16 protein-coding genes are annotated in these 13,446 nt (G+C 41.0%); 8 read left to right on the forward strand and 8 right to left on the reverse strand.

The window, feature by feature from the left end:
• The first annotated feature begins 11 nt into the window (after positions 1 to 11).
• The 3 genes from HWQ39_RS13840 (at position 12) to HWQ39_RS13850 (ending at position 4,908) form a co-directional block, all read left to right on the forward strand.
• On the forward strand, positions 12 to 734 hold the full coding sequence (locus tag HWQ39_RS13840; RefSeq protein ID WP_292845547.1) for a cyanoexosortase B system-associated protein: 723 nt from the start codon (positions 12 to 14) through the stop codon (positions 732 to 734).
• 421 nt (positions 735 to 1,155) lie between these two features.
• Complete coding sequence (locus HWQ39_RS13845; protein WP_292845550.1) at positions 1,156 to 2,514, forward strand: polysaccharide biosynthesis/export family protein; 1,359 nt, start codon at positions 1,156 to 1,158, stop codon at positions 2,512 to 2,514.
• 219 nt (positions 2,515 to 2,733) lie between these two features.
• Positions 2,734 to 4,908: a polysaccharide biosynthesis tyrosine autokinase gene (locus tag HWQ39_RS13850; protein ID WP_292845553.1), complete on the forward strand. Its 2,175-nt coding sequence runs from the start codon at positions 2,734 to 2,736 to the stop codon at positions 4,906 to 4,908.
• Positions 4,909 to 4,988: 80 nt separating this feature from the next.
• On the opposite strand, the gene HWQ39_RS13855 is transcribed toward HWQ39_RS13850, so the two are convergent.
• From HWQ39_RS13855 to HWQ39_RS13865, 3 genes are all read right to left on the reverse strand, one after another.
• Positions 4,989 to 5,660, reverse strand: coding sequence for a rhomboid family intramembrane serine protease (locus tag HWQ39_RS13855; protein WP_292845686.1), 672 nt, complete (start codon positions 5,658 to 5,660; stop codon positions 4,989 to 4,991).
• Positions 5,661 to 5,787: 127 nt separating this feature from the next.
• Positions 5,788 to 6,507 (reverse strand): rhomboid family intramembrane serine protease, encoded by a 720-nt coding sequence (locus tag HWQ39_RS13860; RefSeq protein WP_292845555.1) that lies wholly within the window; start codon positions 6,505 to 6,507, stop codon positions 5,788 to 5,790.
• A 134-nt stretch (positions 6,508 to 6,641) separates the two neighbouring features.
• Complete coding sequence (locus HWQ39_RS13865) at positions 6,642 to 7,121, reverse strand: MEKHLA domain-containing protein (protein ID WP_292845558.1); 480 nt, start codon at positions 7,119 to 7,121, stop codon at positions 6,642 to 6,644.
• 120 nt (positions 7,122 to 7,241) lie between these two features.
• On the opposite strand from HWQ39_RS13865, the gene HWQ39_RS13870 reads away from it, so the two are divergent.
• Positions 7,242 to 7,865 carry a hypothetical protein gene (locus HWQ39_RS13870; RefSeq protein WP_292845561.1) on the forward strand — a complete coding sequence of 208 codons (624 nt, stop codon included), beginning with the start codon at positions 7,242 to 7,244 and terminating at the stop codon, positions 7,863 to 7,865.
• Here HWQ39_RS13870 and HWQ39_RS13875 read toward each other — a convergent pair.
• Positions 7,862 to 8,065, reverse strand: coding sequence for a hypothetical protein (locus HWQ39_RS13875; RefSeq protein WP_292845564.1), 204 nt, complete (start codon positions 8,063 to 8,065; stop codon positions 7,862 to 7,864). The two genes, HWQ39_RS13870 and HWQ39_RS13875, sit on opposite strands and share 4 nt — an antisense overlap.
• Before the next feature lie 417 nt (positions 8,066 to 8,482).
• Positions 8,483 to 9,034 carry a hypothetical protein gene (locus HWQ39_RS13880; protein WP_292845567.1) on the reverse strand — a complete coding sequence of 184 codons (552 nt, stop codon included), beginning with the start codon at positions 9,032 to 9,034 and terminating at the stop codon, positions 8,483 to 8,485.
• A gap of 391 nt (positions 9,035 to 9,425) precedes the next feature.
• On the opposite strand from HWQ39_RS13880, the gene HWQ39_RS13885 reads away from it, so the two are divergent.
• The 4 genes from HWQ39_RS13885 to HWQ39_RS13900 all read left to right on the forward strand — a co-directional run bounded on the left by HWQ39_RS13885 (position 9,426) and on the right by HWQ39_RS13900 (position 11,942).
• On the forward strand, positions 9,426 to 9,938 hold the full coding sequence (locus tag HWQ39_RS13885; RefSeq protein WP_292845570.1) for a hypothetical protein: 513 nt from the start codon (positions 9,426 to 9,428) through the stop codon (positions 9,936 to 9,938).
• Between the two features lie 63 nt (positions 9,939 to 10,001).
• A complete protein-coding gene (locus HWQ39_RS13890) occupies positions 10,002 to 10,430 on the forward strand; it encodes a hypothetical protein (RefSeq protein ID WP_292845573.1) in 429 nt (142 codons plus the stop codon).
• Positions 10,431 to 10,466: 36 nt separating this feature from the next.
• The gene (locus HWQ39_RS13895; protein ID WP_292845576.1) at positions 10,467 to 10,883 is read left to right on the forward strand and encodes an ATP-binding cassette domain-containing protein; all 417 of its coding nucleotides are present in this window, start codon (positions 10,467 to 10,469) and stop codon (positions 10,881 to 10,883) included.
• Between the two features lie 138 nt (positions 10,884 to 11,021).
• Positions 11,022 to 11,942: an ABC transporter permease gene (locus tag HWQ39_RS13900; RefSeq protein WP_292845579.1), complete on the forward strand. Its 921-nt coding sequence runs from the start codon at positions 11,022 to 11,024 to the stop codon at positions 11,940 to 11,942.
• Positions 11,943 to 11,977: 35 nt separating this feature from the next.
• Here HWQ39_RS13900 and HWQ39_RS13905 read toward each other — a convergent pair whose 3' ends face one another.
• The 3 genes from HWQ39_RS13905 to HWQ39_RS13915 are packed head-to-tail and all read right to left on the reverse strand — an operon-like array spanning position 11,978 to position 13,238.
• On the reverse strand, positions 11,978 to 12,559 hold the full coding sequence (locus HWQ39_RS13905; protein ID WP_292845582.1) for a Uma2 family endonuclease: 582 nt from the start codon (positions 12,557 to 12,559) through the stop codon (positions 11,978 to 11,980).
• Positions 12,560 to 12,579: 20 nt separating this feature from the next.
• The gene (locus HWQ39_RS13910) at positions 12,580 to 13,011 is read right to left on the reverse strand and encodes a type II toxin-antitoxin system VapC family toxin (protein ID WP_292845585.1); all 432 of its coding nucleotides are present in this window, start codon (positions 13,009 to 13,011) and stop codon (positions 12,580 to 12,582) included.
• A complete protein-coding gene (locus HWQ39_RS13915) occupies positions 13,008 to 13,238 on the reverse strand; it encodes a DUF2281 domain-containing protein (protein ID WP_292845588.1) in 231 nt (76 codons plus the stop codon). The genes HWQ39_RS13910 and HWQ39_RS13915 overlap by 4 nt, the downstream gene beginning before the upstream one ends.
• Positions 13,239 to 13,446 lie beyond the last annotated feature (208 nt).

Consider the following 13,446-nt stretch of genomic DNA (forward strand, 5'->3'; position numbering starts at 1 on the left):
AAATTTTACTGATGACTTCCTTCTCCAAGTTTTTCAAGGAAAACCAATTGAGTCAAGTAGCAGCACTCTTGTTATTGCTACTGCTACTGGCAATTGCAGGGATTCCCGGATACCTAACAGGACACTGGCAATGGAAACAGCCACCCCCTGTTACTACCCTCAGACAATTAAAACAGATCCACAAGACTGGGTTAACCCTTCCTGGTTGGCAAACCATTGAACAAGCACAACAACAAATTGGCGAACATCGATGGTCTTTGCAGATAATTAAAAAAGAAGGCTCTGAATCCCAGGCAATTCTACTTTTGTTACCGCAAAATGGGCCTATGGATCAACCAGAGGTAGAGTGGACAGACGTTAACGGCTGGGGAAGATCGCGTTGGGGAAAATGGGATGTAGCTCAATCTCGTTCTGCTGAATTTACTGTCAAACCACCTGCCAAGTTGGCTTCTAATGTCAAAACTCAAGTAAAAGCTAGGTTCTTTCGCGCCTCCACACCACAACAAACTTTTGCTGTCTTGCAATGGTACGCCATGCCAGGCGGCGGAAATTCATCGCCTTTTCACTGGTTTGTAGCGGATCAATTAGCACAGTGGCGTAAGCAACGCACTCCTTGGGTGGGCGTCAGTATTTTAATTCCAATGGAACCTTTGGGACAGGTAGAAACATCTTGGTCTGTAGCCCAGTCTATTGGGGAAACAGTGCAAGCTACATTAATGGCAGGCCCTTTGTAGAGTCTGTTAAAGATGCCTTTGTGCAGAGATTCATCAAAAGTATCTCGATGAAATTGCGTTCAAGCTGAAATCCTAAAAGATGAAGTTGGAAATAAAATTTAGTAAAACTTTTGGTTCTTCAGTACATAATTAATTATGCTCTATTTTTAAATAAAGCTCTTTACTTGCCTTGAAAATCAAGCCTTACAGGGAGTTGTAGCTTCAATTTCATAAATTTTATCTCAAATCTAATATTAACGGCTGTTATTATAGCCCAGCAAGGATTTTAAGCTTATTGGCAGACGTATTTAGCATAACAAGTACTCCAAACTTTTCTCTTTTCCTTGGTAAATACTTGCATACAAAAGAGACATATAAGACATTTTTAGAGTAAAATAACGACTCGGCGCGACTAATTTCTATATCAGTATTTTCTACAACGATGTTCATAGATCCCAGTTATTATATGCGTGGATTCAGCGCCCTGTGTCTTGTCAGTCTTCAAGTAGGAGTTTTCTTAACAACACCTATCCAACTGGTTGTTGCCCAGCCTTTTCCACCTCAAGGACAATCACCAGGGCAACCTCCCTCACCGGTGCCTGGTACTGAGGTTGTACCCCCAAGTGCAAATAACGAAATTTCTCCACAACTCAGCCGCTACCTCTTGGGGCCAGGAGATGGAGTTGGCGTTGTGCTTCAGCGCCCCCCTGGCCCATACCGCTTAGGTATAGGTGATGGAATTAGCGTTTCGGTTCAGCGCTTTCCAGATTTGAGCTTTCAAGCTTTAATCAACCCAGAAGGTAATATTGTAGTGCCGTTACTGGGAACAGTTTTCTTACAAGGTTTAACTTTGCAGGAAGCTCAAGAAAAAATTCGCTTGGGTTTAAATCGTTATGTGGTTGATCCAGTGATAGTTTTAGCCTTAGCAGCGCAGCGTCAAGACTTAAATTTTCAAGCTGTAATTAGTCCAGAAGGCAATATTATAGTGCCGCAAGTAGGAACAGTGTCATTACAAGGTTTAACCTTGGAAGAAGCTCAAGAAAAAATTCGCTTGGGTTTGAGTCGCTTTTTCCCAGATCCAATTGTAGTAGTATCTTTGTTAGGGACGCGACCAGTTCAAGTGACCATTAGCGGGGAAATATTTCGACCAGGAATTTATCCGATTAATTCATCAACACCTCGCGTTGCTGATGCTTTGCTAATATCTGGTGGTTCAACCTTGAATGCAGACTTACGACAGGTGCAAGTACGCCGCAAGTTAATGGATGGTTCTGTGATTTCACAAACTATTGATTTATATGCAGCACTGCAAAATGGCGGTTCAATTCCGAATTTACGCTTACAAGATGGAGATGCCATACTCGTACCCCGTCGTGAAGTTGGTAATGATGACGGCTATGACCGCAATTTGGTAGCACGTTCATCCTTGGCTGTGCCACAGATTAGAGTCCGGGTTTTAAACTACGCTGCGGGAGGTATTTCCACTCAAGCGCTGCCTAACGGTAGTACATTTGTAGATGCTTTGGGAGGAGTAAATCTTGACACCGCTAACCTCCGCGATATCGCTTTGGTTCGCTTTGATCCTGAACAAGGTAAAGCTGTTACCCAAAAACTTGATGCTAAAAAAGCTCTAGGCGGTGATGCTTCTCAAAATGTGGCACTTCAAGATAATGATGTCATTGTTGTTGGTCGGAATCTCATTGGTAGAATTACCAATTTACTGACTACCATTACTCAACCTTTCTTCAATGTTCAATCCTTTCTCCGATTTTTTGACAACTTCGGTGGTGGGTCAAATTAGTGACTCTAAAAAAAGGATACAAGCTGGACATAGTTTCAAGTCGAGAAAGTCACATCTCCAACTTGTCTTTGAATTCACTAATGGAAAAATATTAAAGATATCAACCAAGATATAAAGTAGGAAGTTGATAGCGTCCTTGGATCAAAGCCACTATCTTTAGTTTGGTGCTTCCTAATTTTTAATTTTTAATTTTTAATTTTTAATTGGAGTGAAGCGACCATGACCCCACCAATTGTTAAGCGCTATCTTATTGCTTTTGATAAGTACAAGTGGATTGGATTAGCTAGTTTTGCTTTAGTTGTCGCTGGGTCAACTGTGGTCGCTATGCAACCAGACCCACCTGCTAGCTATATAGCATCTGCCGCACTTACCTATAGTGGGCCACCAGTTTCTTTCTCTGCAACTGGTACTGAGATCCAACAGCAAGGAAAGGAATTGAGTCAGGAAGTTTTACTCTCAAACCAGATAGTTGCAGCAGTGGCAGAAAAAGTCGGTGTCAAACCGGCAAAGCTCGGTGCTAGTGTCGTACTTTCTATTCCGAAAAAAAACCCCAGGAGTGGAGAATTGGAATCTAGTATTTTGGAATTGAAATATGTAGATACTGATCCCAAACGAGGTGTACAGGTCTTGACAGAATTGATGCAATCAATGATCAAGTTGAGCAGTGATATCAATACTGGGCGATTACAAGCAATTATTGAAAAAATTAACGATCGCACACCACCAACTAAACGTGAGTTGCAAATCGCTGAGAAGAAGTTGGAACAGTACGATCGCATCGAGCGAACAGCAATATTAGCGGCAGAGAATGGTAGTTTGTTAAGCGCTATCACTGCCAGCCAAAATCTCCAACGGCAAATTCAATTAACTATTTCTGGGGTTGATGGTCAAGTTCGCAGTTTACAAAATAAATTAGGCTTAACAGTCGGACAGGCGTATGTTTCTTCGGCTTTGAGTGCCGATCCAATTATTGGTAATTTGCGAGCGCAAATTTATCAAAGTGAGTCGCAAATCGCTCTACTCAGAAAAGATTTGCGACCGGAACACCCAACAATGGTTCAGTTGATGCGTCAGAAACAAGCTGCTGAGGAATTGCTGCAACAACGTGCGGCTGAGGTGTTAGGTGGTGATGGCGCAGCGGCTCCGCTTCAGGGTAATGTTGCAGGTATTCGCACCCAAAGTAGCTTAGATCCAGCCCGCCAGCAATTGGCAAACCAAATGGTGTCTTTGCAAACCCAACGGGAGACGCTGCAACAACAACTATCTCAAGAAATCCGCCAGGAAGCGCAACTACGACAAGAGTATTCTCTGATACCCAATAAGCAATTAGAGCGATCGCGTTTAGAACAGGAAGTTGCACTGAAAAAAGCTATCTACGATCAAATGCAGGTGAAGCTAACCGATGCTAAAACCGCAGAGGCAGAAACTACTAGCAGTCTCAGCATTGCCAGACGCCCTACAGTCACGGTCGATGTCAAACCTCCGAAGAGTGTACCTATTACCCTTGCTGTGGGCGGTTTCTTAGGTGTGGTAATTGGTGGCGGGGTGATATTTTTGCTAGGAGCGTTGGAAGGAACTTTCAAAACCAGAGAGGATATCCGCCAGAGCCTCAAGCAACGGGAAGTGGCAGTGTTGGGAGAATTGCCTTTAATGCCAGTTGATGATTTGGATCAAGACGCTGTGCCAGTGGTGCTTTCCGGCGACTCTCCTTATTTAGAATTTTATGAAAAATTCCGTAGTAATCTGCGCCGGATTGGTGGTAAAACCTTAAAGGTAGTGTTGATTACTAGCACCAGTAGCTTAGAGGGAAAAACGGCAAGTGCTTATAACTTGGGTGTTGCTTCAGCCCGTGCTGGTAAAAGAACCTTAATTATCGAAACAGATTTGCGATCGCCTTCCCGTAGTGCATCCCTGAAAGTAATTCCTGACCCTGAAGCCGGTATTGAACCCCTGCGTTATTACGCTAATTTGAGTGAATGTATCCGTTTAGTTCCTGATGTGGAAAATTTATATATTCTTCCCAGTCCTGGCCCGGTGCGGCAATCTGCTGCGATTCTTGAATCAAGCGAAATGCGGCGGCTGATGGAAGATGTCCGCGAACGTTTCGATCTAGTAATTTTAGATACTAGTCCACTCAGTATATCCAATGACCCTTTGTTAATCCAACCCTACAGCGATGGGATCGTACTAGTGGCACGACCACACTATACACAAGAAAATATGCTAGGTGAAGCTATCGATCAATTGGTTGAATCTGAACTAGGGTTATTGGGAGCTATTATCAATGGTGCTGATATCATCGTTTCCGCACCTGAAGAAGTTGTAAAATCATCAACATTTACATCTGAGGTAGAAGAATCTGAAGAAGTTTCGGTAAGTGCTAACAAAAACTAAAGTTGTAAAATGTGCAAACTTTAACGCAGAGAATTGAGAAGTAGTAATTGTTTAGTTACGAATTTTCGGAAATGCTGAATTTAGTCTCGCCGAAACAAGCCAAATAAGGGAGCGAGAATTATCCCAAAAGCAAAACCACCAATGTGTGCCCAATAAGCAACTCCACCAGTTTCCACAGTCATGTTAGCGGCTGTTTGCAGGGCAGCAAGACCGGATATGACATTTTGGACAATAAAAAGTCCAATTATTACTAGTGCTGGCACCCTAATTGTGGTAATGAAAAACCCTAAAAATATTAAGGTGACAACTTTAGTGTGGGGAAAGCGGATAATGTACGCACCTAAAACTCCAGAAATTGCACCACTTGCCCCCAAGGAAGGAATCTCAGAATTCATGCCAATAAACCATTGGCACAAGGCAGCTAAAGCACCACACGCCAAATAAAAAACCAGATATTTGGCATGACCTAAACGATCTTCAATATTATTACCGAAAACCCAGAGAAACACCATATTTGAGATTAAGTGCCACCAACCGCCGTGTAAGAATTGCGACGTAAATAATGTTATCCACTCTCCATTCAAATTAGTGCTTAACTCTTGAGGCACTACTGCATACTGGCTCAAAAACTGACTCAATTGTGCATTTGACAGGCTCACCTCGTGAATAAAAACTATAATATTCATGCCAATTAACCCGTAGGTGAAATACGGGGTGATTCGCGTCGGATTTTCGTCGTAGAGGGGAAACACAGGTGTTTTTCCTAAATTATTGACTAACTGCAATATAGCTTGTCATGGCTAGCGGTTGCGAACGTTAGATAATTTCATCTATTAAATCAATCAGTATAATTGAAAGCCACTACAATCCTATGAAAAATTACTTATACCAAGATTCTTCCTGGGATTTATCGCTAAATAAACCCAACAGTGGGCCAAGAATTGCCCCAAATATAAACCCCCCCGCATGGGCCCAGTAGGCAATACCACCGCTTTCCATACCGATGTTAGTACGTGTTTCAAGGCTGGCAAGTCCGTAGAAGGCTTGTTCGAGAAACCAGAATCCTAAAAAGAAATATGCGGGGACGCGGAAAGTTGGGAAGAAAAACCCTAAAGGTACAACACCGAGAACTTCAGCGTTGGGAAAGCGGAGAATGTATGCACCAAGAATACCTGCGATCGCACCACTCGCACCCAAAGAAGGAATGCTAGAATCTTGAGCGAAGAACCACTGTGTCAAAGATGCCAAAACTCCGCAAGATAAATAAAATAGCAAATATTTGGCATGACCTAACTTATCTTCAACGTTATTGCCAAAAATCCAGAGAAACAACATATTACCGGCTAAGTGCAAGAAACCACCGTGCAAAAATTGTGAAGTAATCAAAGTTGCCCACTCTGGCACCGGTTGATGTAAAGAAGTACCACCAAAGCTTAAAGTCAGTTCTCGTGGAACGACAGCCGCAAGGTGTAAAAACCCATTTAATGCTTGTGGGGGAAGATTAGCTTCATACAGAAAAGCGAGGACATTGACAGCAATCAGCCCATAAGTTACATAGGGCGTGATTTTTGTCGGATTATTATCGCTAATTGGAACCACGGGCGTTTTTCCTGATTTGTTAAGACAGCGATTCTAGAATACTGAATCTTGTAAGTAGTTTCTTCTACCTCATGGATGGATCTCAGTTTTATATTTAAGATTTATTGTAGGATTTCCCCCTGAAACAGTAGGTTTCATGCGATAAATTTCCAGTTACAGAAAAAAGCAGCTTGACCACAGTGCTGATTTTGTTCATCTAAAATGTTCCATAGGATGGTATCTTCTATGTAAAAGCGTTTACCAGTGCTAGAAGTGCGGATACCGGAATAATTATTGATAAAGCCTTTAGTTGCTGCTTCTGATAATAGGCGATCGCGTTCTTCCTGCACAACCTCTTCAGCCGATTTCCGGGAAGGCATTTTGGTAAATTCTTTCCAAGAAAGTTCCCATAGTTCCAACGCTTTGCGATTACCATAGTTGAAAATTGGATCTGACTCAGTGCCGTGAGAAACTAAGACAAAAGGTGCTTCAAATAACGCCTTTGCTGTTTCAAATTCAGAAGCATTGGCATCTAGCAAACAATTTCCTGTCCAATGCTGAAAACTATTTATTAGATATTGACTGTGGAGAATAATAGCCTCTTGCTGCCAAGGAAACTCAATCACACTGGTCATAAAAAAGTAGAAATATAACGTCAAGAATTTAGTATGACAAAACTTGACTCATTTTAGGGGTTGACGATTTCTCCCAAAGCCTGAAAATATTCTATTTAATGCATATTAGTTAGCAAACCCATGTTTTTTTTAAATTCTCTGGAAAATCAACTCCAGCGCTGGAACGAAACCATTCGCAATCAGCCGAAAAATCCCAATGCTTACGTTCGCCGGGGTATGGTTAACTTTCAACTAGCCAAGATTGATGAATCTATTCAAGATTTTGATATGGCGGAGCAGTTGGATGATCGTATCAAACCTTACCTCTGGCAACGGGGATTATCGTATTATTATGCAGAAAGATTTGCTGAAGGCGCTGAACAATTTGAAATAGATTTGACAGTGAATGCTCAAGATGTAGAAGAAACAGTATGGCGATATCTCTGCATAGCTCGTTCTTTAGGTGTTGAAGAGGCACGTAATTCTTTACTCACTGTGAAAAATGATCCTCGACGTATTATGCAGCGCGTATATGATTTGTATTCTGGGAATTGTACACCAGATGATATTTTAATTGTTGGTCAATCAGAAGAGATAAAAGGAAATTTTTACAGTCATCTTTACTTGGGATTATATTACGAAGCCCACAATAATACTGATTTAGCTCAGGATTATATAGTTAAAGCTGCTGATAATTACAAAATTGATGATTATATGTGGTATTTAGCGCAGGTACATAAGAAGCTACGAGCGAGCATAAACTAAGTTAGATAAGCTACCAATGTTTGCTGGTCACTATCGATATCGAGATAGCGATCGCTATTTCTTAGGTTTTCAAAGTAGGTATAAATCTCTTCATCCGTTTCTAAGTCATCACCAAAATAGACACCTGCATGGGTAACGTCATTTTGCAATCTTTCAAACTCTTGAGGTGTTACACGCCTATAGCTGGCTTCAATACCCATAAAAAAAGGATTACAAGCATTTTAATCAATAGCTACTTTCCCTACGCTTTTCTTAAAAACCCACCTTTTCGAGCGCCAGGCGATCGCTTCTCATCAAAAACTTTCCGATTGTATTTCAACAGATAACCTTCGTTAGTCCACTCCAAGGGAATTGTTAGCTTTGTTATTGTGGTAGATATGGCACTCTTCGACGAATCTTTGCTACACCATGCACAATTCCTAAGAGGTTGTTTGAAAAGTGTTTTGCTATGACTTTAGGCACTTTAGATCCCCCCTAACCCACGCCAGTCGCTCCACTTGGGGAGACCCCAAGACCGCGCTGGCTCCCCTTAAAAAGGGGGGAACCGGAATCAAAGTCCCCCTTTTTAAGGGGAATTTAGGGGGATCTAAAATTTTTGATACCGACAAGAGAACTTTTCAAACATCCTCTAACACTGCACCGATGTAAAGTCCAATATGGATTCCCCAAACCAACATAAATCTAGAAACTTCTGTTGGCTGAACGACTGGCGTAATCTGATCAGCAAAGAAGGGAAATTGAAAATAATCAAATATGAATCCTGTGATTTGAGCAACTACAATTGCCCAAATAATCGGATACTGTGCCATTTTTAGTAATTGACGATAAGACAAAGGTAACTTTCGTCTCTGATTAACCAAGAGAAATATGCCGTAGCTTAAAAAACCAGCAAAAAACCCTGCTTGAAATCCAACCTCACTGACTTCCCAACGAAAATTAGAACCATAAGGAACATTTTTGAAGTAATAAAAGTAAGCGGGTGAGAGAGTACAGGTAATCTGATCATTAACGATACCAAACGCAGCACCGATTAAACCAGACACTATTAAAAACGAGTATTCCTGAAATTTTGTCGGTTTTGTGGGATTACGCCAGTAGTCTACCGCTACAACTAAACCCATCAGCAAAAACAAAATCAGCAGTCGGTATTGATATGGAATACTTTGCATAAGACAAGTACTTTAATGCAAAATTAGGCTTTCAGGAAGTGTAACTATTTACAAATTCTTCAGAATTTTTACCATTGTATGCGACTTGTTTGGGAAGATAGCATCAAATTCAAAGACAGTCGGAAGGTCAGATTGCTAAGATTCTTATAACCTTTATCTGGAATCTTATTATGAACATCCTCCGAACTAATCTTATTTTGAATCTGAAACTGTTATTTCGATAGGTTTTTTGGGAATTATACAAATATGGCTCTTGAAATTTCTCAGTCAACTAAGGAGGAGGGAGATATAGGAAACTGGAGAGATAAAGAAGGTGAGAGAGATATGTGATCGCATATTTCACTAGAGCAGATAAATAACGCACTTTAAGTAAAACATCGCAAATTAAATCATGCAAATTCTCACAAACTTTCCCAGTTTAATCGACCGATGGCTTCGCTATAAGTTCCAAACAATCCTTGTTGGATGTTTTTTACTTTGGACACCGCTTTTAGTCATAGAAACTTTGCAGATTCAACATTCTTGCCATCCCATGATTCACTGGTCTGGTACACTCCCAGTAGAGTGCCAACCTAAACTGCTGCAACTTAATTCTAGTTCATCTAAGAAACCTGAAACTCGGCGCGATCGCTCTCAAGAACAAAAACAAATAGCAAAGAGCGATCGTAGTCTATCACCTAAATCCTCGCCTACTCTTCAACCTTATACACCTAGCATATCTCCACCACCTAAACTGCTAGAGAGAGAAGATGTTCTCAAGATAGTAAAAGAGCATCCAGAGATCACAGGCGGTGTTATTGGAATTGGAGTTGCAACTCTTGTGGCTATTCTTGGCGGTGTTCCTCTAGCTGCCGCCGTAGTAGTTGGTGCAGCAGTCTGGCTTGCAATTAAGACAACGCCTTAGTAACACTATCTTAATTTTCAACTTTGTCGAATATTTCACGAAATAAAGGAGTAATCAACCAAAATGCAACCTTCTAAAAACCCTCAACAATCTCCCGATCTTGTGCAATCCTCCTCCAACAACCCGCAAGTCGTTCCCAGTTCAGATGGGCAAATACAATCTCATCCCAATCCTATAGAAACTCCAGCCGTTTCCTTGAAAATTGTCGGTTCAGGATTTCCATTACACCTGAACAAATTGGTTGTTTTAGGATTTTTCGGAGTTGTAATGGTTGCCACATTCTTTCTTTTAACGAAAGGAAGTGAATTTTGCTTATTCAGCACTTGTATGCAGCCAATTGATTCCACCAACTCACTTGCGATGAACTTTTGGGGATTGGCAGGAGGAACAGCAGCACTCGTAATTTTAACCACTTTTTTCGGTGTTTCGTTAATGCCTGCTGTTGCCGCTTCTTTTGCGGTTTGGTTTCTAATGCAAATGACACTCCATTAACTCTAAATCTTATCTATATTTTCTCTAAGACAAGCTATGAATATTATCGAACTTAAGCACGTTTCTAAGGTAGTTTCCAAAGAATTCCAGCAAGTTCCTATCTTACAGGATATCAATCTGATTGTTAAGCGAGGCGAATTCATCTGGTTGCGCGGGGAAAATGGGGCTGGCAAGACTACTCTACTGAATCTGATTTTAGGGTTACTCAAACCCAGTAGTGGAGAAGTTGAGCTAATGGGGCTTTCACCACAGAGTCCTAACTCAAAAATCCGTGTTGGAGTAGCTTTCCAAGATATACGGTTTCCAACAAATGTTAAGGTAAAGGAACTTATTGAATTGTTTATAAGCTACTATCCTAATCCACTTTCAACTGAAGAAATATTGAATAAAGTTAATCTTAAAGATGAAGAAAACGATTGGGCAATTAAATTCAATGGTGGGCATAAACAGTGACTTAATTTTGCCCTTGCTATAGCAGGCAATCCCGAACTACTCATCCTTGATGAACCAACTATAGGTCTAGATGAAAAAGGATATGAAAATTTTTGGCAGGAAATCAAACTCTGCCGTAAACGAGGAGTCACTATTATAATGGTGACAAATAATAAATCCGACTGGGACAAATTAAGTACTTTAGCAACTCGCCATGTCACTGTTCATAAAATTACTGAAATTCCCCCTGAAGGACAGCTAACTCAGGAGCTAATAAATTTAGAAGATAACGCTTTATTAGATCAGCCTGAAAATACTATAAATACAAATAATTTACCTGAAACTTCTTCTCAGAACATCCAACGGATTTTTCAACAACAATTCTGGTTTGAAATCCTTCAACTACTTCGCACTCCAGTCTTTTTAATTGCAACACTCGCACTGGTGGGATTCGTTCCGTTGTTAAAATTGCAAGGATTGAAAGGAGAAGGGGCAACAGAAACAGTCGTTTACCTGTCTGGCATCATACTTTTCACAATTGTCATCGACCGATTGGGTAAACGAATTGCAGTTGAGCGATTGGAAAAATGGCTGAAGCTTTTGAGAGCCACACCTTTACCACCAGCAGTATATATGGCGGCTAAGATTGCTACCTCGCTTCTCATTTGTACAGTGAGCCTTTTATTAATCTTCGGATTAGGAAGCTGGCAACTTGAGATGAGAATGGGTTTGACTGAAGGGTTAGCTCTGATATTAAGCCTAATCTTAGGAATTATCCCTTTTGCGATTCTCGGTCTTGCATTGGGGTACTTGCTAAATCCCAAAAGTGCTGATTCCATTCTTAGCCTATCGCTAATTGTTATTCCTGTTGCTTGCGGTTCAATTCCACTTCCAGTACCGCAAATCGTCCAAGATTTAATTGCATTCTCGCCGTTCTACCACTTTCGGCAGTTAATTCTATCGGCGGTTAACTTGAACCACGATAACCACCTAATTCTACATTTACTTTGGCTACTTTGGGCTTGTGGTGCTTTTGGTTTATTAGCGGCTTGGTCTTATCAGCGCGATCGCACCGTTTAGTAACTTCAACAGGATTGCATGTAGACTCTTATTTGCTACGCATCTTTTACTTCGGTTTCAAACTGCACTTGGCGGTACAAATCGGCAATGGCTATTTCTATATCCACAGATTCCAGCCGCAATATATCGCCTAAACTATACTCCGACAACACCCATTTTCCCTGTTCGTTGCGCCGAAAGACTTCTACAATCGGTTGAGCTACTTGTACTAAGACATATTCTTGCAAGGTTGGAGATTGACGATATTTGGCAAACTTTTTCCCCCTATCGGCTGCTTCCGTTGAAGGTGATAGCACTTCGATAATTAAGCAGGGAAATTGTACCAATTGTGGATCGGTATCGCGATCGTCGCAAGTTACCACCACATCTGGATAAAAATACTTTTGCCCAGGTTCTACCTGCACCTTAACATCTACAATGTAGACTTCACAGGAGCGATTTGCTAGGGCATCATCTAAGAGCTTTGAGAAATTGAGAGAAATCCGATTATGGTTGCGTGTAGCACCACTCATCATCACAACTTCACCATCCCAATACTCGTAGCGTTCCTCTTGGGTAGGTTCCCAAACTAGATATTCTTCTGCACTCATCAAAATGTTGTCGGGTAAAGCAACCATTGGGGCGATCTCTTAATGATTTACTTTTTTAGGATAGCGAAAAAAGGGCGTTCTCTTTTGGTATGACTATTTCCACATCCTCTGAACAGAATAAGCATCGAATTTTTATCCCTGCTAATAATAATTAAGGAGTGATTGATAGCCTGTGCAATCAACATCCAGTCAAATAGATCGCCATGATGTAGCAGGAGATTCCGAACTTGAACTGTATCGGCAAAAGATATCGGAATTATGAGGATATCTGAATCGTCGATTGCAGAACCTATCGTTTCATAGCTCTGTTGAAGCGATAATTTGCCAAGGTTCAACTTGATGGCAATTTCCCAAAGACTAGCGATGCTGAGATAAACTATATCTGCGGTATTGATCGTCATCCTCAGATTATCTGGAAGGTTGGAGTCATTTTCAGTTAGCCAGATAAAGGCATGAGTATCTAAAAGGAAAGCACTCATTCCATATATTCCTTAAAAACTTCGAGAGGTTCATCAAAGTCATCAGGCAAAGGTAAAACAAAAGTTACTTTTAAGATGCCAGATCGACGCTTTGTTTGTAGTAAACTCTCTTGGGAAACAGCTTTTGAATAATTCTCAACTAAATATTTGGCATAATGCAAGAGTTCTTGTTTAAGGGACTCTGGCATTTGATCTAGTATTTGTAAAATTTCTGCATCAATAGCCATGATTTCTCCTTAGAGGTTCTCCTACTTGTAATTTTAGGGGAATTTCTGGAAGGGATCTTATTTTTCGGTGTCTTCGGTTTAAAACTGCACTTGTCGGTACAAATCGGCGTAGGCGTAGCCTGTCCTGGACATAGCTAGATAACCTAGAATTTAGAACCAGCGGCTTCTGTCTGCTGCGCTGAAGAGATAAGTGGGTGGGAAAATTTTT

This window comes from Nostoc sp. NMS8, from assembly GCF_017115045.1.
Lineage (GTDB): Bacteria > Cyanobacteriota > Cyanobacteriia > Cyanobacteriales > Nostocaceae > Nostoc.